The 20,037-nt window shown below is 56.2% G+C and carries 12 protein-coding genes and 1 pseudogene; 8 read left to right on the top strand and 5 right to left on the bottom strand.

The genetic code is table 11. The annotated features are described in order from the left end of the window. Positions 1 to 5: 5 nt before the first annotated feature. The 4 genes from ACODSZ_RS04980 to ACODSZ_RS04995 form a co-directional block, all read right to left on the bottom strand. Positions 6 to 1,103: an aromatic ring-hydroxylating oxygenase subunit alpha gene (locus ACODSZ_RS04980; RefSeq protein ID WP_488927154.1), complete on the bottom strand. Its 1,098-nt coding sequence runs from the start codon at positions 1,101 to 1,103 to the stop codon at positions 6 to 8. Positions 1,104 to 1,328: 225 nt separating this feature from the next. Further along, positions 1,329 to 2,492: a UDP-4-amino-4,6-dideoxy-N-acetyl-beta-L-altrosamine transaminase gene (pseC, locus tag ACODSZ_RS04985; protein WP_175343941.1), complete on the bottom strand. Its 1,164-nt coding sequence runs from the start codon at positions 2,490 to 2,492 to the stop codon at positions 1,329 to 1,331. Further along, complete coding sequence (gene pseB / locus ACODSZ_RS04990; protein WP_008333091.1) at positions 2,492 to 3,493, bottom strand: UDP-N-acetylglucosamine 4,6-dehydratase (inverting); 1,002 nt, start codon at positions 3,491 to 3,493, stop codon at positions 2,492 to 2,494. The genes pseC and pseB overlap by 1 nt, the downstream gene beginning before the upstream one ends. Before the next feature lie 62 nt (positions 3,494 to 3,555). Next, a complete protein-coding gene (locus ACODSZ_RS04995) occupies positions 3,556 to 4,548 on the bottom strand; it encodes a hypothetical protein (RefSeq protein WP_488927155.1) in 993 nt (330 codons plus the stop codon). Between the two features lie 299 nt (positions 4,549 to 4,847). Here ACODSZ_RS04995 and glmU point away from each other — a divergent pair, with 299 nt between their 5' ends. Continuing rightward, a complete protein-coding gene (gene glmU, locus ACODSZ_RS05000) occupies positions 4,848 to 6,206 on the top strand; it encodes a bifunctional UDP-N-acetylglucosamine diphosphorylase/glucosamine-1-phosphate N-acetyltransferase GlmU (protein WP_488927156.1) in 1,359 nt (452 codons plus the stop codon). Positions 6,207 to 6,351: 145 nt separating this feature from the next. Here the strand turns inward: glmU and ACODSZ_RS05005 are convergent, their stop codons facing one another. Further along, positions 6,352 to 6,840, bottom strand: a complete 489-nt coding sequence (locus tag ACODSZ_RS05005; protein WP_008333095.1) for an Lrp/AsnC family transcriptional regulator — start codon at positions 6,838 to 6,840, stop codon at positions 6,352 to 6,354. Between the two features lie 211 nt (positions 6,841 to 7,051). On the opposite strand from ACODSZ_RS05005, the gene glmS reads away from it, so the two are divergent. The 7 genes and pseudogenes from glmS to ACODSZ_RS05040 form a co-directional block, all read left to right on the top strand. Next, positions 7,052 to 8,869: a glutamine--fructose-6-phosphate transaminase (isomerizing) gene (glmS, locus tag ACODSZ_RS05010; RefSeq protein WP_008333096.1), complete on the top strand. Its 1,818-nt coding sequence runs from the start codon at positions 7,052 to 7,054 to the stop codon at positions 8,867 to 8,869. 344 nt (positions 8,870 to 9,213) lie between these two features. Continuing rightward, positions 9,214 to 10,977 carry a hypothetical protein gene (locus tag ACODSZ_RS05015; RefSeq protein ID WP_488927157.1) on the top strand — a complete coding sequence of 588 codons (1,764 nt, stop codon included), beginning with the start codon at positions 9,214 to 9,216 and terminating at the stop codon, positions 10,975 to 10,977. Between the two features lie 307 nt (positions 10,978 to 11,284). Further along, complete coding sequence (locus ACODSZ_RS05020; protein WP_488927158.1) at positions 11,285 to 11,509, top strand: dsRNA-binding motif domain-containing protein; 225 nt, start codon at positions 11,285 to 11,287, stop codon at positions 11,507 to 11,509. 6 nt (positions 11,510 to 11,515) lie between these two features. Further along, positions 11,516 to 13,867: an nSTAND3 domain-containing NTPase gene (locus ACODSZ_RS05025; RefSeq protein ID WP_488927159.1), complete on the top strand. Its 2,352-nt coding sequence runs from the start codon at positions 11,516 to 11,518 to the stop codon at positions 13,865 to 13,867. 436 nt (positions 13,868 to 14,303) lie between these two features. Next, the gene (locus ACODSZ_RS05030) at positions 14,304 to 16,064 is read left to right on the top strand and encodes a hypothetical protein (protein ID WP_017454964.1); all 1,761 of its coding nucleotides are present in this window, start codon (positions 14,304 to 14,306) and stop codon (positions 16,062 to 16,064) included. A gap of 164 nt (positions 16,065 to 16,228) precedes the next feature. Continuing rightward, positions 16,229 to 19,171: an AAA family ATPase gene (locus tag ACODSZ_RS05035; protein WP_488927160.1), complete on the top strand. Its 2,943-nt coding sequence runs from the start codon at positions 16,229 to 16,231 to the stop codon at positions 19,169 to 19,171. Between the two features lie 77 nt (positions 19,172 to 19,248). Next, positions 19,249 to 19,627, top strand: a pseudogene (locus tag ACODSZ_RS05040) (transposase); the annotation flags it as partial. Between the last annotated feature and the right edge of the window lie 410 nt (positions 19,628 to 20,037).

The following is a 20,037-nucleotide window of genomic DNA, read 5'->3' on the forward strand; positions in this document are numbered from 1 at the left end:
GGCTCTCAGTCGCGCTTGGCATTCTCACCGGAAGCCAGACTCATCCAGTGATGCCAGTGTTGATGGAACTTGCGGATGCGCGCTTCGTTGCTGCCGTGAACCGGGGCCATGCTCATCTGCGCGTTGCCCTTCTGCACCTGCTCCATGATGTGCTGATCTTCCCCGAGAATGACCCGGTTGAAGGTGGTCACGTTCTCCACCACCGCCTTGCGCACCGCGGCCTGACGCCCCGCTTCGAGGTCGCTGGCGGCCATGAAGATACGGTAATGCAGCTCATTGGTCTGCGGTGTGAGCGGCGTATAGGTCTGCACGCTCATGAGGCAGCCATGGGACAGACCGATGGCCAGGTTCGGGAAGATGAAGAAGTGGTCATAGTTCGGGAAACGCTGGCTCTGGTGCAGCTTGAGGCGCTGACGCACCCCATCCCACCATTTGGCGCTGTTCTCGGAAAGATAGGCCACACCGTTGTTGAAGCCTTCGCCGACATCGATCTCCCAGCGTACCTGCACGTAATTCTTGAAACTCTCCGGGTGCACCAGGCCCACATGGTAGACCTCCAGCACACTCTCCACGCCCAGCTTCCAGTTGGCCTGCCAGAGGCTGCGCTGGTCATCGACCTGGTCCGTGAATATCTCCGAGAGATGCAGCAGGATGTCCGCGTAAGGGCCCAGGTATTGCGGCAGGGACGGCCCCTCTTCGACCAGCCGTACGAACAGGAAGCGACCGCACTGCTCCAGCTTGAAACTGCGCAGCGCACGGGCCTTGCGGCCGGCGTCATCGAGCTGGAAGTACTTGGCATTGCCGGGGATGAAGGGCGTGCCCTCCTTGTCGTAGGTCCAGCCATGATAGGGACAGGTCAGCGCACGCTTGCCGCATTTCTCTTCCTGGATCTTGGCGAAACGATGCGTGCAGACATTGTGCAGCGCGCGCAGCTCGCCCTGAAAGTTCTGGACCACGACCGAGGTACCGCCGATCTCCACCGTCAGGAACTGACCATGCTCGGCGACCTGTTCGGCAAAACCGACGAAATTCCAGCAGCGGGCAAAGATGCGTTCGCGCTCCTGTTGCTGGACGCTGTCTTCGAAATAATAGCCAGGCTGCATCGAGACATCCTGGTCCGTTGCAGCCGGGAAAGTGTCAGGAAATGGCGACGAAGAAGTCATTGAAGTTTCCGTATTCGTATCAGATTGAGTGGGCTTGCCGTGCCCGGCGCAGTGGTCATCTCGTCACCGGTCAGCAGCTGCAACATTATCGTTGCCGGCACAAGCCACGCTCAGCAAGACTTCACGCCGGGTTGCAGCACCTCAACTGAAGCGAAAATAACAGCGCTAGGCAAGGTAAAAAGCCAGTCGTTCGCAGATGAAATCCTGCTGCGCCTCACTGAGACCCGGATACATGGGCAACGAGATCGCATGGGCGTAATAGTGCTCGGCATGCGGGAACTGGGCAGGATCGCAACTCACCCGTTGGCGATAATAAGGCTGCCGGTAGACCGGCAGGTAATGCACGTTGACCAGGATGCCGTCCGCGCGCAAGCCATCGAAGACGGCCTTGCGATCACGCCCGGCTTGCTCGCCCACCAGCACGACGTAGAGGTGCATGCCGGAATAGGTCTGCGGCAACTGCCACGGAAGCTGCAGTGGCAAGTCGGCCAGCAGGCTATCGTAGCGCTGCGCAATACGGTGCCGCTGCGCCACCACCTGCTCCAGGCGCTTGGCCTGGCTGCTGCCCAGGGCGGCCTGCATATCGGTCATGCGATAGTTGAAGCCCAGATCGATCTGCTCGTAATACCAGTCGCCGTGAGGGGGCTCCTGCATCAGCCCGGCCTCGCGCGTAATGCCGTGGCTGCGCAGCAGACGCAGGCGGCTCGCCAGCAGGTCGCTCCGGGTCAGCGCGGCGCCACCCTCCCCGGTCGTGATGATCTTGACCGGATGAAAGCTGAAGACGGTGATATCACTGTAGCGGCAATTGCCGATGGGCTCGCCCGCGTATGTTCCACCGATGGCATGGGACGCGTCTTCGATCACCTTGAACCCATATTGCGCAGCCAACGCGCCGATGGCCCGCATGTCGCAAGACTGGCCACACAGGTGCACGGGGATGACCACCTTGGGCAGTCGTCCGCTGCGGCTGGCCTGCTCGAGCTTGGCCGCCAGGGCCTGCGGGTCCATGTTCCAGGTGCGCGGATCGATATCGACGAAGTCGACCTCGGCACCGCAATACAGTGCGCAATTGGCGCTGGCCACAAAGGTGATCGGCGAGGTCCAGACCAGGTCGCCCGGTCCGACCTCCAGCGCACGGCAGGCGATGTGCAGGGCCGCCGTGGCATTGGAGAAAGCCACGGCATGACTGGCCTGGCAATGCGCCTGCAGCGTCTGCTCAAAGGCAGGGACGGCAGGTCCCTGGGTGAGAAAATCCGATCGCAGGATCTCGACCACGGCATCGATATCGTCCTGCGTGACGTCCTGTCGGCCGTAAGGAATGGGAGTCATCAGAGTTTTCCGACGACATTGCGATGCGCCGCAATCCACCCTGCCAACTCTTGCGAGGACATCCACTCCTGGTTGTTGTCGGACGAATAGACGAAATCGGCAGCGACCTTGTGACCATCGCGAATCCGGGCCGGATCTTCGCTCCATTTGTGAATGGCCGGCAGGATCTTGAAATGCTCGGGATATTCGTAGGTGTAGGGCGCATCCTCGATGCCGATCATCTGCTCATGCAGCTTCTCGCCGGGACGCACGCCGACGATGTCGAACTCGGCATCGGCACGCACTGCACGGGCGATATCCGGCAGTCGCATCGAGGGAATTTTCTTGACGTAGATTTCCCCGCCCACCATGTCCTCGAAGGCATGCCATACCAGTTCCACACCCTGCTCCAGCGTGATCATGAAGCGCGTCATGCGCTCATCGGTGATGGGAAATTTTTTCCCGCTCTCCGCCAGCGCCATGAAATGAGGAATCACCGAACCGCGCGACCCCATGACGTTACCGTAACGCACCACCGCAAAGCGGGTCTCGTTGCCACCCGAATACGAATTGCCGGCCACGAAGAGTTTGTCCGAGGCCAGCTTGGTGGCACCATAGAGATTGGCGGGACTGCTGGCCTTGTCGGTAGAAAGCGCCACCACGCGCTTGACGCCGTGATCGATGCAGGCGTCGATGAGATTCATGGCGCCGATGACATTGGTCTTGACGCATTCGAAGGGATTGTATTCTGCCGTCGGCACGATCTTGGTGGCGGCGGCGTGGACAACGTAATCGATGCCGGAGAGGGCGCGTCCCAGACGATCCTTGTCGCGCACATCACCGATGAAGAAGCGCACGCGGCTATCGTCGGCATACAGCTTGGCCATTTCCCACTGCTTCATTTCATCGCGAGAGAAGATCACGAGTCGGCGCGGGTTGTATTTGGCCAGGGTCATCGGAACAAAGGTATGGCCGAATGACCCGGTACCACCGGTAACGAGAATGGACTGGTTGGTAAGCATGATGTGCCGTTGCGGTAAGTGAGATGGCTGCGATGCCGGGCGCGTGGATCAGGGATCCGTCTTCAGTCCAGTTTGACCGGGACGACGCTGTCCTCCCCGCGGAACTGGCGGACATACAGCAAGGCGGAAGAATCGTTGACCACGATGAACTTCGTGAAGTTGTACAAGGCCGGTTCATAGCCGACCGGGAAATCGTTCATGTCGAAGAAATCACGGTAGCCGGTCCCCATCGCATAGAAATTGTTCTTGAACCCTTCGTTGAAATACGCGTCATCGGCCGGGTGGAACTTGATGACCAGCGCACCGCCGACGTTTTTCACCAGGGCCGCCTGCATGCGCACCATCATCAGCAGGCCATACAGGAACTTGTCCAGCAGGGGCTTGTTCTTCTCGTGCTCGGCAACGAAGTTGATCAGGCACGGCAGCAGACACAGCCAGACGGTCTCATTGGCCGGAATGATCTCGCGCGTGCTCATCGGCAGCACCGTGACCTCGGAGAGGGTTGGGAAGGCCTTGTCCGAGACGCAGAAGGCGCCGGCAAAACCGGGCAGGCGCGGATTGAAGAACCAGGAATCCATCGCATTGAGACCGGCCAGACGCTGGCGGTCGATCTGGAGCACATCCAGGACGCCTCGACGCTCGAGCTCATCGGTGAGCAGACCGACATCGATCTCCGGGCTGGTCCATGGCGTGAGAACGTTGGAGGGATCGTAGGCGGCCGTCCCTTCCTCGATGTAGTGCACCTTGCGCACCACCCCGGCCATGCTGAAGAGCTTGCCCACCAGAAAACCACTGTGCGGCACGTAGAGGTTCAGGCCGATCGCGGCATAGCCCTTCAGGACTGCGCAGATCTTTTCCAGATAATCGCAGGTGCGCGAGATCGACCACACACCATCGTTTTCCACGCTGATGAAGGGCCCGTCCCATTGCGTGTTGCGCCCGCAGACCACGAGCAGCTCGTTTTCCAGATAGCCATTCTCGACAAGATGACGCCCGATCGAATAGGTGATCGGACTGTGCATGTAGAGCAGATCAAAAGTTTTTTCAGTTGCCATGGAGTCGCCTGGGCGCCAAAGGTGGGCGCAACCGTAAGAAGGAAACATTGAAGACGCAATGCCTCACGGGTAGACGCATCAACATTGTTTTTAGTCATTTAATCATGGTCGTCTGCAACTACATCAGGAGATTAATATGACTTTTGAGGTTTATTCCTGATTTATGAAATTGCCACCAATGCAACATCCAGACCGGGATACCGGGCGCTCAATCCCCTGGGGAATGGATGGTGCGCATGGTAGACTCCGCGCTCCAGTTTCGGTCCTTTTTTCTTTTGCCTCCTTGGCTTCACACTGCCATGAACATCGTCATTCTCGCCGCCGGCATGGGCAAACGCATGCAATCCTCCCTGCCCAAGGTCCTGCATCCGCTGGCCGGCAAGCCCCTGCTGGGCCATGTCATCGATACCGCGCGCCAGCTTGCGCCCACGCAGCTGTGCGTGATCTACGGCCATGGCGGCGATGCCGTACCGCAGGCTTTCGCCGGCCAGGGCCTGGCCTTTGCCCTGCAGCAACCGCAGCTGGGTACCGGGCATGCAGTCATGCAGGCCGCGCCGCATCTTGACGATGACGTACCTACCCTGGTGCTGTATGGCGATGTGCCGCTGACCACCGCGGCTTCCCTGCGGCGCCTGCTGGAGGCCGCCGGCCACGACAAGCTGGGCGTGCTGACCGTGACCCTGGACGACCCCACCGGCTATGGCCGCATCGTGCGCGAGGACGGCCGGATCAAGCGCATCGTCGAGCAGAAGGATGCCAGCGCGGCCGAGCGCGCCATCCGCGAAGTCAATACCGGCATCATCGTTGCGCCCACGGCGCGGCTGCGCCAGTGGCTCGCCAATCTCTCCAACAACAATGCCCAGGGCGAGTACTACCTGACCGACGTGATCGCGGCCGCCGTGGCCGATGGCGTGGAAGTGGTCTCGGCCCAACCCGATGACGTAACCGAGACCCTGGGCGTGAACAGCAAGGTGCAACTGGCCGAGCTGGAGCGCGTCCACCAGCGCAACATCGCCCATGGCCTGCTGGAAACCGGCGTGACCCTGGCCGACCCGGCCCGCATCGATGTGCGCGGCGTGCTGGAATGTGCACGTGATGTGAGCATCGACGTCAACTGCGTCTTCGAAGGCCAGGTCAGCATCGGCGAAGGCAGCAGCATCGGTGCCCACTGCGTGATCCGCAATGCGCGCATCGGTGCCGGCGTGACCATCAAGCCCTTCACCCATATCGAAGATGCGGTGGTCGGCGCCGGCGCACAGATCGGCCCCTACGCGCGCCTGCGCCCCGGCACGGAACTGGCGCAGGACGTGCACATCGGCAACTTCGTCGAAGTCAAGAACAGCATCGTGGGCGTGGGCAGCAAAGCCAATCACCTGGCCTACGTGGGCGATGCCGACGTGGGCAGCGGCGTCAATGTCGGCGCCGGGGTGATTACCTGCAACTACGACGGCGCCAACAAATTCCGCACCATCATCGAAGACGACGCCTTCATCGGCAGCGACAGCCAGCTGGTCGCTCCGGTGCACGTGGGCAAGGGTGCCACCATCGGCGCGGGCACCACGCTGACCAAGGACGCCCCGGCCGGGCAACTGACCTTGTCGCGCGCCAAACAGCTGTCTCTGGCGGGCTGGCAACGACCGGTCAAGATCAAGAAATAGGCGCGGCGAAAGTGAGCCTGCCCTGTGGATAACGCCAACTGAGGGGTGGTTTTAGGGCGATATGAAGGAAAAATCCCGGAAATACGCTGCTTCCTGACTTGTCCACAAGCCCGTACGGCCGATACCTGAAGGTATCGGCCGTTTTTCATGGGGCGGCGCCGAGCTCGAGGGGGATGGCGGTCTCGAACTTGCTGCGGTGGATGGAGAAGTAGCTGCGCACGTTGCGCACATTGCGCTGCGAAGCGAAGAGCCGATGCGCCAGGGCGTGATAGGCGGGCATGTCGCGCACCAGCACCACCAGCACGAAATCCGGCCCCGGCGACACCCGGTAACACTGCTGTACCGCCGCCTCCCCGGCCACCAGCGCTTCGAAGGCCTGCTGTTCTTCCTCGCCCTGGCGGTCCAGCGTGATTTCCACCAGCGCCGTGAGCGTGGCAGAAACCTGAGCCGGATCCAGCAAGGCCACCTGGCGCGCGATCACCCCCGCCTCCACCAACCGCTTGACCCGACGCAGGCAGGTCGGCGGCGAGGCATGCACCTGCGCAGCCAACTCCTGGTTGGTCTGGCTGGCATCGCTCTGCAAGGCTTGCAGAATACGGCGGTCGAGATCGTCCAGATCGAGGGGTGCTTTCATGGGCGCAAAGGAAAACTTGTGAATTTGCCTGGCATTGCCTGAGTACAAGCCAGCACACATGATATATAAATTCAAAAAACTTACATGAATTTAATAATATTTCATCACCAAGCAATGAAGCAATAATAATTCAAAACTCTAATTTTTTAGAAATCTTATTTCACATCGCCTCGCCTAATATGCAGGCACATCTTTTCCAGCGAGGTATTCCATGTGCGGCATCGTCGGCGCGGTAGCGCAGCAAAACGTCACTCCCATTCTGCTCGAGGGCCTCAAGCGCCTTGAATATCGGGGTTATGACTCCTGCGGCGTGGCGCTGCACGTGGATGGCAAGCTGCAGCGTTCGCGCAGCACGTCGCGGGTAGCCGAGTTGCAGCAGCAGGTGGCGCAGAGCGGGCTGTCCGGTTTCACCGGCATCGCTCATACCCGCTGGGCCACCCATGGTGCTCCGGCCACGCACAATGCGCACCCGCACTTCTCGCGCGACCGCATTGCGCTGGTGCACAACGGCATCATCGAGAACCATGACGAGCTGCGTGCCGAACTGCAGGCTGCCGGTTACGTCTTCGAGAGCCAGACCGATACCGAGGTGATCGCCCATCTGGTCGATCACATGTATGACGGCGATCTTTTCCAGACCGTGCAGCAGGCCGTGCGTCGCCTGACCGGTGCTTACGCCATTGCGGTTTTCTGCGCGGATGAGCCGCATCGTGTGGTAGCGGCGCGCCAGGGTTCGCCGCTGATCGTGGGCGTGGGTGAAGGACAGAACTTCGTGGCCTCGGACGCGATGGCGCTGGCCGGCACGACCGACCAGATCATCTATCTTGAGGAAGGCGACGTAGTGGACCTGCAGTTGCAGAGGGTGTGGATCGTCGATGCGGCTGGCCGTTCGGCCGAGCGTGAGGTGCGCACCGTACAGGCCTACACCAGCGCGGTCGAACTGGGACCGTATCAGCACTACATGCAGAAGGAAATCTTCGAGCAGCCGCGCGCCATCGCCGACACGCTGGAGGGGGTGGTCGGCATCATGCCCGAGCTGTTTGGCGACAAGGCCTACAAGGTCTTCAAGGAAGTGGATTCGATCCTGATTCTGGCCTGTGGCACCAGCTATTACGCCGGGCTGACGGCCAAGTACTGGCTGGAATCGATCGCGAAGATCCCGGTCAACGTCGAGATTGCCAGCGAATATCGTTACCGGGACAGCGTACCCAATCCGAAGTCGCTGGTGGTGACCATCTCGCAGAGCGGCGAGACGGCCGACACGCTGGCGGCCTTGAAGCATGCGCGTGGCCTGGGCATGCAGCATACGCTGACCATTTGCAATGTGGCCACCAGTGCCATGGTGCGCGAATGCGAACTGGCCTACATCACCCGTGCCGGTGTGGAAGTGGGCGTGGCCTCGACCAAGGCGTTCACCACGCAGCTGGCGGCGCTGTTCCTGCTGACGCTGGCGCTGGCACAGACGCGCGGCCTGCTCAGTGAAGCGCAGGAGGCCGAGCACCTCAAGGCCATGCGCCACCTTCCGGCGGCGCTGCAGAGCGTCCTGGCGCTGGAGCCCTCCATCGTCGCCTGGGCCGAAGCCTTTGCGCGCCGCGAGAATGCGCTGTTCCTGGGACGTGGCCTGCATTACCCGATCGCCCTGGAAGGTGCGCTCAAGCTCAAGGAGATCACTTACATCCACGCTGAAGCTTATGCCGCGGGCGAACTCAAGCATGGTCCGCTGGCGCTGGTGACGGACCAGATGCCGGTGGTGACCATTGCCCCCAATGATGCGCTGGTGGAGAAGCTCAAGTCCAACATGCAGGAAGTACGGGCGCGTGGCGGTCAGCTGTATGTGTTTGCCGATGGCGATTCGCGCATCACCTCGGCAGAAGGTCTGCACGTGATCCGCATGCCGGAGCACTATGGCGTGCTCTCGCCGATTCTGCACGTGGTGCCGTTGCAGTTGCTGTCGTATCACACGGCATTGGCCAGGGGGACGGATGTGGACAAGCCGCGCAATTTGGCTAAGTCGGTGACGGTGGAGTGAGAGGGGGGCTGAATTGACCAAGTGTTGTCCATCCATAATTAAGTCCGACACAAAACAATTAAGTCCGACACAAAACAATTAAGTCCGACACAAAACAATTAAAGTTGACACATGCCCGAGCACTGTGACAGCAATGAATAAAGTTGGTCAGAGATTGATCCCGAGGCATTGTTGCAGAAAAGAAAGCCACCTATACGGGTGGCTGAACTTTTGCGACACTATCAAAGCTCATCTGCCATCGGCCAGAAGTAGCCGCCGCCGGGTTGCAATCCTTTGAAAATAGCAAATAGGAGGTCTCATCCTTCCGAAGACCGCAAAATCTCCGACAACCGAAAGAAAGCCCCATGGACGAAGCCTGGATTCTTCAAACCGCAGAAACAAAGCGGTCGTTTGCACGCGCAACGTGGATACCACTCCGCGCTTCTCAGAACGAAGAGCAACTAGGAATTAAAGACATCGGATATGTTAGCGATGTGTTCGCTTGTGGCTCAGTCGCATTTCCTCAGCAGCACCGCGAACTAGCTGAGAGTTTGGGCTGGAGCGACATTGGCATTGGACATACAGTTGCTCCTTACGCTTACACAGACGGTCATTACTCCCCAATCGACGAATACCAATACCACGACAAGCAAGCAGTCGGAATCAATCTCGTTTTCGAGCATCCGCAACCGGTTATCGGCGGCCGACAGTGGATTTTGAATCCGGATTTGGTAGTTGCGTTACGTCTGATTAAGGAAGGAAATAACTGGGTCAGGCCAGAAGAAGACTTTACCGTGGTGGCGAGGGAGATAGTGGGACGCGACGGTGATCACAGCCTAATAGAAATCAAGCGAGAGTTCTTGATGGACTACCTCGCCGCACGAAATCTGTCGCTTCGTCTGTCTTATTACCGGCAACGCGTCGAGAACGTCGCGACCCTCAGAGAAAGCCCATATGCGGCGCTTTCTGAGATCCGTGACCAGCGCGAGGGCGGGAGATTCGAACTCCGAATTCGGGAGTTAGAGGCCGTCTTTGGAGGCAGTTGGGCATCGATCAGAATGTGGCGAACGGACGTCGATGAAGAAGAGGATGCGCCGGTTATGGGGCCGGAGCACGACGAAAATACAGCCTCGGAACAGGCGGAAGGATATCGTGGCGGTTACTCTGGTGTGCGCATCGAGGGTGAGTTCTGGCGAGACGAATGGATTGATCATCAAGGGAAAAGCTACCGTGTCCGCGGCGACATCGATCATAATCTCCCTCACTTCATTGTTGAGACAGACGGCACACGGAAATTTTCGGCTGAACTAGACAACGAGGACATTGGTAGATGGCTGTTCTTTCGCCCAGCCGTCGTCAATGAGCTCCTGAGCCATCGGGGTTTCTCCTTAAAGTGGTACACCGCCGAGACGGGAGCGCTCGCATCTAGCTCCGGATATTCGACGCATTTTGGCGTTAACTCCTCTGATCTAGTCACGGTCTATGCCTACGACATAGCGAGACTTCCCGCTTGGGAGCAGTTTCTCTGGGCCGCGAACAATGTCGCCCCCGAAGGCAAAGTATCCAGTGAACTCTTGTCATCTCAAGTACGGGCTCAGGTAGCGGACACCAATGCAGTAGAGGTGTTGCTATTCGGATGTATGCGGTTGCTCGCTGAAGGATTCCACAAAGAGTTTAACGTTGCCTTGTTCTCGCATGACATTGATGATGAGTCTTCGATGCAGCAAATCTCGCGATTCGCGAGCAAGGATCAAGCATCTTTGTTAAGGCTCGCAAAAGAGCTTGTTCGTGTTTTTTCCGACCGACTTGATGTGCGCTCACTTCGAAAGCTGTCGGATCATCCCGACACGGACAAGCTGGGCTCCAACAAGTTGCTTCAAAGTATTTTGGCCAAGAAGGCTGGAGAGGAGCGGGCGAAGAAGATTTTCGGCGTCATCGCTGGAGTGTACGATATGCGTCTAGGTGACGCGCATCCGACCAGTGCCAAGATCGGAGATGCCCTCGACCTCGCTGGCGTCGACACCAGCTTATCCCATCTTCGTCAGGGTGAGCAGTTGATTGGTAACTTTGGTAACGCAATATGGTGGATCGGAAAGCTGCTCTTTGGGGGAATACGCCACGAATTTTGATGATTGTCTGGGGCCGGTCAGAGGCTGAATTTACACTCGACCAGCTTTACTGGCTGTAGCCAGATGGATTGCAGACAGTGGTGCTGGGGGCCATCTGGTCAGCTGAAATCCGTGCTTGACAATCTGAAGCCCGAAGAACTGAAGAAGCTGAGCGATTGGAGTGATGCGCAATCAGCTGATGCTAATCGCGGTCGCTCGGTTTGACCTGATGCAATGAAAAAAACGGTTGAAGGCGCTGTCTGGTGCGGACAATACAACCGCCGCATAAAATAAAGGAATAATCGGCAAAGTCGGGAGAGGAATATCAATGGCACTCCATGTTTTTAACGATATGTTCGACGGGACGATCAGGCCACCAGAAAAGATTCGTCCCGGTCTGTATCGGGTTGAAGTTTTCGTGGGTTATCGTGACGGCAGCTCCGCTAACGCGCAATTTTCAGCAGAAGGTAAAACAGCGAAGCAAGCAGAAGCCGCTGCACTTGAAAAGGCGCGTGAAGCGATTGCCGCTGGCAAAGTCCAGGCCAAGGAATGACACCTAGTGCCGGCGAAGCACGAAACGGGAATATTCCGTGGAGAGACGAAATCAAAAATAGCCACAGCTGAAAATATGCCTCACTATGACTTTAAGCAACTTTCACCGCACGACTTCGAGGAACTCTCCCGCGACCTAATTCAGGCACGCGATCATGTCGTGTTAGAGTCCTTCAAAACTGGCAAAGACGGAGGAATCGACTTCCGTCACGCGCTTGGCAGGAACGCTACGATAGTCCAATGCAAACACTATGCGGAAACTGGACTTGCGGGACTGATGCGCGATCTGAAGAAGGAAGTACCGAAGGTCGCACGGCTCAAGCCTTCTCGCTACCTACTTGTGACGTCTGTCAGTCTCTCACCTGACAACAAAATCCATATCCAGGCACTATTTGGGTCCGTTTTAGCATCTAGCGATATTCTCGGCCGAGATGATGTCAACAATCTGCTCGGACTCCATCCTGACGTCGAGCAGCGGCACTATAAGCTATGGTTGGCAAGCCGCGCCGTGCTTGACCGTGCGCTTCATAACGCTTCGTTGGTTCAGAGTGAATTCGAGGTGGAGCGCGTCTATCGGGACATCAAGCGGTACGTGTCGAGCGCGGCATATCCGCGAGCGCAGGGCATGCTCCGAGACAGCCACGTGGTGATTATTTCCGGCCCGCCGGGAGTGGGGAAGACCTCCCTCGCGAAAATGCTGCTCTATGCGCACGTTTGCGAGGAGTATGAGGTGGTATCAATCATGACCGACTTCCAGACTGGACGGGAGCGCTTCCAGCGCGGTAAGAAGCAGATTTTCTACTTCGACGACTTCATCGGCGCTACCTTCCTCGGGGAACGGGCATCAGCTTTCACGCGGAACGAGGACTGTGCAATCCTGGACTTCGTCGAAATGATCAGGGCTTCATCGACGGCAAGGCTCGTCATGACCACGCGTGAGCACATCCTCAGGCAAGCGGTTGCAGCCTCTGAGAAGCTCAAGCACGCGCGGATCATTGATGATCGCTGCGTGCTCGAGATAAGGGACTATAACGCAGGCCAGCGTGCGGGCATCCTTTACAACCACATCTACTTCAGCGACCTACCAGAAGAATACCGGGTGGAGTTGCTCAAAAATCGCTTCTATCAGGAAATTATCAAACACAAGAAATTCAATCCGCGTCTCGTAGAGTGGCTTTCTAGTTATCGACGCCTAAAATCGGTTCCGCCGGGCCAGTATCTGGAATTCGTGAGGGCGTTACTCGCCAATCCGACGGAGATATGGAGGCACGCCTACGAGCAACAGATCAGCGATGCGGCACGGAGCATGCTTCTGGCGCTCTACACCAATGGGGGGAAATGTGGCCCTGTGCTACTGGAACGCACCTTTGGCTCGCTCCATGCCCTTCGCGCGAAACGCTACGGCTTCAAGACGGGCCCAGCAGACTGGCGCAGCGCCCTTGGCGAACTCAACGGATCGTTCATCCGGCCAGGAATCCAGATTGAAGTGATCGATCCATCCGTACTAGACATGCTTAACTCAGCCGTGCGCCAAGACGTACAAAACGCACTTGACATGATCGAGGGGGCCATCAGGTTCGAACAGGCGCGGCAAGTTTGGACCTTTGTCAGTTCAGAGGCTCCCGCCGTCTTGGAGTACCTTGTTACCGAAGTCGAGCGAGTGGCAGCTGCCTTCGAACGGCTCCTTTCCGCACCCCATAAGGCGTCGACCGCCAACGGTGGGACTGTCTACCTCGACGACAGTATCGAGCTGCGGCTCGGCACGCTGCTCCAAGTGGCGGAGCTCCTCGGTTCAGTTCAGCTTGCTGAGGTTGCTGTAAAGGGAATTGAAAAGCTTATCTCAGACTGGAAAACTGAGGGCGCGGACATTTCCGACGGAGTCTCGCTGTTATCCAGTGTCAGCACGAGCAGACTTCAAATTTTCCAATCGAAAGACGATATGCGGAAAAGAATTATCACAGCCCTTGCTACCGAGGCATCGACGGGCTGCAGATCCGATGAACTGCGGGAGCTCCTACACATGGTAGAGCCGGAGGAGCTTGACTCGGAACAGGCCACTTTGCTTAAGACCGCTGCAGGCATCTACCGGCAGCATCGGTTCAGTGACGAGCTTCGGCACTGTGACAACGAGTCCGAGTTCGACGGCCTCGAGGAAGATCTGGGGATCATCGCGAAGTATACGGGAATCGATTTGGAGGGAGAGATTCACGCAGTCATGCAAGCCAAAGCCAAGCTGGAGGAGAGTCAGGCAGAACACGAGGACAGAATATACGAAGAAATGAAGGAGCGACGGTACGAGCAGATGAGCGCCGACAGTGCCATTGACGACCTATTCGACTCGCTTCGTGGTTCCCATTAAAGCGACTCCTCCGGAAAGGCACGCTCCCATTTACGACTTTACGCATCGCCCAAGACGGAGCGTGCTCTATCACTTGTTGCTATCCCTTCGCCACCTAGCACCTTAGAGCAGCTAGCTAGTTTCCAACGACGTTAAAAGAAGGGCATTTTTGTGACGAGAACGGCAAGAAGCGAGAACGTAATGAAGGGGGCGTCGCAGACTTATCCGGCCTGTATTCCGTAGGCGGCAAACGGAATTGAGGTTGTTGCCGTCGGCTGTCCTACGCCCGCCGTCGGCATCTGTCAATTTCCTCGGACATCCCAGCCCTGAGCAGCTACAACTTTTCTTATCGCACGATGATAAAAAACCAATTATATTAATGAGCTGACAAATTACTTACGTAACCGGCGCTATGAAGTGCTAGGGATAACCAATACTTATCGGGGGGACGAGGGAGATGAAGGCGGATGACATTGTCGACGTCTGCGATTTTCTCAACGCGCATGGATTGTCAAGCCCGGACCTCGAGGTCTTGAGGGCAACCGAGAGGAGCTATAGGGCGTTGCTGTTACAGCCGGCCGGGCCGTTCATCGGCAACGAGGCACGAATTGGCCCAGCGGATTTGGATTTCGCTGATCGGCAGGCTTCTGCGTTATTTGAAATGGCGACTAAGCTGGGCCATCATTTAGTTGTAACTCCGGAATACTACTTACCCATCAAAACGCTTCTGGACTGCGTTCAAGGGGATAGATTCCCTGCTCCTGATGCTATCTGGGTCTTGGGCTGTGAGAGTATGACTCCAGCCCAACTAGCTGATTTCAAGGCTAGCGCTGAGGAAGCTGGGAATTGCCGGGTCTTCTACGAAGCCGACGAGGCGGCTGCCGCGCAGGGAATCTACTTCGACCCATTGGCCTATTGCTTCCGGTCCAAGGACAAGGAAACAGGAGAGGATCAGCGCGTCATCCTCATACAGTTCAAGACCATCTCATCTAAGGACGATCAATACTTTGAGAATGGCGTCCTCCGGACGGGCAAGGTTGTCTATCAGTTCCGCGGGCTAGATAAGCGCCTCTCACTTTCAGCCATCATTTGCTCAGATGCGTTCAATATTGCGGCTGACAACGCTCTTCTCCTGAAACTCACTGAGAATTCCACTCTTCTACACATCCAGCTGAATCCTAAACCGAGGAACACTGACTATCTGAAATACCGAGTAGATACCTTTCGTCGTCACCCCCGAACGAATAATTGCGACATTGTTTGTCTAAATTGGGCCGAAAACAATGTCTTTTTGGAGAAAGAGGGCGGCAAAGAACACCCTTGGAACAACGAGGCAGGATCGGCGTGGTATTTACCTGACGATAGAGCATCTTCGGATGACGCACTGGTGGAGCAGAACGAACGTAAGGGTCTCTACTATTCCTGGCACCGTCGCCACCGGCATGTTCTTCACTTTCACTATGCGCCTGCAGTATTCGAGTTTAGCGTTCCAAAGGTGGAGCATACTGGCTTGCAGCTCCACGTCGTTTCCACTGGCCCAAAACTCGAAGCACGCTATGTCTGGCACGACGCGAATGGCTGGTGCCCTCACAGCGAATGTGCAGACACTGGCCTCGCTCAACTGTTCCAGCGCGATCCAAATGTCACTACAGCCTTTGCTGCCCTTGCCAAAGACGAGAGCCGCCTCAGGATTGAGCGAGCCGTTGCGATCTGCTGCGGCATCACTTCGGGGGCGGACGATTGGTATAGTGTTCGTAACTTGAGGTCTCTCGTGATGAACGACGACGAAGTAACAAAGCGGCTTACGGTGCGCTTGGAGCGCAATGAGGAGTCTGAGAAAGGCAGGCATGATCAGCTCCAGGGTGTGTCTGCGCTACACGAAATTCTGGCAACTACTGCGCTACCTCTTCAAATCCGTGACCTAAGCGGCGGGGGAGCTGAAATCTTTTGGTCTCGCCAATCGCCGCATACCAACGTCGTCAAGGGCGGCGTAGAGCCGGCCCACGTCGCATTCCTTGGATTTCAACCCGAACCAAAGCGAATAGAGAATGCGTGCGATTCCGCATACGCATTACTGCACCGGGAAGACAATCCAGGACGGCGGCATCGCGTGGCCGTTTGTTACTCGACATTAGCTGGTCCTGTGTTCGCCCCCATTCGGCAATTAACTCATATTGTCGACGATGGGAAAAGCCCCACTTCATTTGCTAAGGCCTGACTATGCAGACACTCGAGACTGTACGACAGAAGGTCTCACACCTATTGCAGAGTGTGGAGGACGTAGATCAAACGGTGGTTCGTGGAGAGCGAGTCCATGATGGAAAGTGCTTCGCGATAGCGTATGTTGACCTCGCAGACGACGTCGTTGGGCGGGCAAATGGATTGCGTGAATTCCAAGAGCGCATCTTAGGTGGGGACTACTTTGACTCTCCGGGCGATCTTCGTTGGAACAAGTACATCTACATTGTTGCAGGACCCAAATCTGTAGAGCGGCCCGAATTCCAAAGTGCCAAAGCATTCATTGAAGCTGATGAAGACTTTGCCAGGAAGCGAGTCATATCGGAGGATGAGCTAGCCTCTGTTCTAGGTGCAGCGACGTACTTCACCCCTAGCACAAACTCCCAGGGAGTTGACATCGTCGAGGAGTGGAGCCAGCTTCTGACTAATGCAAGCATCGACGGCATTCTTGAGCGTCCGGCAAGAACCTCCATGCTAGAACGTATTGGGACTGGCAAGGCCCGGCGAGCCGCGCCGCCGCGCAAGGCGCTCACTCTGCATTCCCTCGACAAGCATCTTCATGAAAGCTGGCTATCCGGGCTTAGGGTTGAGAATTTCCGTCAAGTACATGATGGGAAAGACGGGTTTAACTTTGGACAAGTTACGCTTATCACTGGACCCAATGGCACTGGAAAAACCTCGTTGCTCGAAGCAATCGAGTTCTTCTACTGCGGGCAAAACCGACGCGTGGCGAACAAGTCAGCAAAGGTGTACGGAACACTTTGGGGGAGCGATAAGGAATACTTGGCCCCAGCTGATGATTCTTCCCGACTTCGCGCGAGGTGTCTGAATTGGTACAACCGCGACGAAAGGACCTCCGCCGGTCTAGTAAATGGATTCGGCAGATATAACTTCCTAGATACTGACGCGGCATTTCGAATCGCCTCCGACTTGAGCCCCGAAGATTTGCCTGGTGATCTAAGTCGGTTGATTGTTGGCCCTGATGCTTCACTGATTTGGTCATACGTCGAAAAGCTTGCTCCGGAAGTCCAGACGGAAACTGAGCGCGCATTTCTGCACCTTCAAAATGCCCAAAAAGATTTCGAGATTTCCCACGCGAAGCTCAGAGAATTACAAGAACGGCCCTCAAATGCTAAGGCGCTTAGTGAGGCGTTCCGCGCGAATCTTGGCCTAATTGGCTACCGAGGAATTCTGCCATCGACGCCCTTTGCTTCCGCAAATGAGGGGAAGCCGGTACAAGACGCATATTCGGCTGTGCAAGTTTTACTTTCGTCTGGGCCCGCTCTTACAACGCTTTCGGACGTGGAGGAGAGGCGGCGCTCGATCGATAAGGCACATGCGGCGGTTGAACTGTTAGAGGCTGAAGCTAAATCCTTAGGCGCTAAAATTTCTGCGTTGGAGGATGAGGCCACTAATCTTGACTTATGGACCAAGCTTTTAAAACGTTGGGCAGAGTATGTACGAGCCCGTTACGCGCCTGTTCGCACCGATTACCTCCGATGCCGCGATCTGGTTTCCGATGCAGGGTCCAAGCTGGGTGCCTTCGCAAATGCGGCAATACCCGCTGTTGATTCGACAATTACATCAGTTCCTCTAGTAGAGGCCCTTAACAACTCAATTCGGGAAATTGAGGCAGTTTCAGTCCAGATCGTGTCCTTGGAGCAAAGGTACGCCTCATTTGACCAAGTGGCGGCGGAACGGGCTCGCACTGCTCAAGACCTTAAAACTGCCGTGCTAGCGGTTTTGAAAGGTGGCGCTCCCAATAATATTTGCCCTGTATGTAAGGATGTTCACGGTGAAGCCATTCTAGCGGCGCACATCGAACGAATAACTTCTGAGCTAGCTCAACCACCCGAGCTTACTGAGTTGTCTCTCCAGCTCAGCGCTGCGCGGGATATTCACAAACAATGGTTGAGTTGGAGGGCATATCTGGTGAATCTGCAGCAGATTGCCCTTCAGTTATCGCTTCCGCAAACTCAAACTTGTGGCGAAATTGTAGATGCGCTGTCCTCGGCGCGGCGTGACTTTGAAAAAGCAAAGGCAAATCTCCAGCCTGCGGAAGAAGCGTTGAACAGACTTCATCAGCTCGGTCTGTCAGATAAGGAGCATGACGATTTACTTTCATCGGCAAACAAGGTCTTGTCACTGGCGGCCGGCCGACAATACGATATTACAGCCGTGGAAGCTCACATCCAAGCCTATAGCGATTCGGTAATTAGTACGCGGGAAAAGATTCTGCCTCTGCGTGCAGAGTCCGCGTCGATTCTGAGTCGCATCGCTCTTGAATTGTCGCCCCTGTTTAATGAAGGATGGCGCACCCGCACGTCAGTGTCGGCTGGTTCAAATGCCTTCGTGCATCTTTACGAAGAGATTGCTACGCTCCAGAAGCAGCGCGATGAGCTACTTCTCCATTTTAATATCGCTAGTCAAACAAAGCTATCCGATGTCGAAGCTTTACTAGCTGGTGTCCTTAGGTCATTGAATGAAGCGGTTCAGGCTGCGGTCCACGAGCAAACCGCATCAGAAGAGATTTCCAATCTCCTCGCGCAAATTGAGAAACAAAAGGACAATATTGAAGAGCTACTTCGGCGTCATTTAAACCTTCAAAAGGCAACTGCCGCACTCGGCAAACTAGGCTCGGAGCATTCACTAGAAAGTGCCACTACAAAGTCACTTGGCGTCATTGCTGAGGAGATCAACGATGCATTTGTGCGCATTCATTCTCCAAGTGAATACGAATATGTGGGCAGTGACGGAGTGTTATTACGTTCGAAAGAATCCCAAGAGAAATGGTCGCTGGATAAGGTCAGCACGGGACAGCGCGCCGCATTTGCGCTTTCCGTGTTTTTGGCTGTGAACCGGACTGCTGCTAAAGCCCCGCCGGTTATTTTGATCGATGACCCAGTTGCGCATATAGATGATTTGAATGCATTGTCATTCCTTGATTACCTCCGAGACCTTGCCGTCACATCCAAGAAGCAAGTTTTTTTCGCAACGGCTGACTCTCGTATTGCCGCACTTTTTACTCGTAAATTCAGCTTCCTGGGAGACGACTTCAAGCGCATCGACTTAGTACGAGAGGTTTAGTCCGACTAATGAATTGAATCGCCCCGAAACTACTAGACACTCCACAGCCTAAAATATCAGGCAACCAAGGAGTCATCATGAGTAACAAGCGTTATCCGGAAGAGTTCAAGATTGAGGCAGTCAAGCAGGTCACGGAACGGGCCACTCAGCCCCTGATGTTGCGAAACGGCTCGGGGTATCGCAGCCGACGCTGTACGAATGGATGAAGAAGTACGCATTGCCGCCTGAGGAGCGTCGGGCACAGGCGAGCCAGCAAGAAGAGCTGCGTCGCCTCAAGGCTGAACTCAAGCGCGTCACCGAGGAGCGCGACATCCTAAAAAAGGCCGCCGCGTTCTTTGCCAACGAGTCTCGGTAAAGTACGCGTTCATTGTGGCTCACGAACCCCAGCATGCCGTTCGCACAATGTGCCGCGTAATGTGCGTCCATCCCAGCGGCTACTACGCTTGGAAGGCCCAACTCCCCAGAAACCCAGTGCACAGCTGACACTGCATCAATCATTTGCAACTGATTTTCAGGCTTCACGCATGACCGGAATTACGTCATCGCTATAAGGCAGCAGTTGCCCTTTGTCTGGAAGAAAGTCATGGCTAAGCTTGTGGCCATGAGTACAAAGATGCACGGCAACGCTACGCCGACCGACCTTGCATACCCTCCTTCACCGTGCGCAAGGGTGCTCCTAACGGTCTCAGTCAGCTCATCAATGAATTGCCAAATTTCATCTGCGCGCGTCGGAGCGAATGCCTCCTGATCGACCCGCGTCGCGCTCCGCCAATGAAGAGCTTCCTATCCCGGCAGGAAGTTTCCTTACTAATTCCACGGAGTTAACTTAGGTAAAGACAGGAGAAACTCCCTTACTCCTGACTTAA

The organism is Herbaspirillum sp. FG34, from assembly GCF_057809315.1.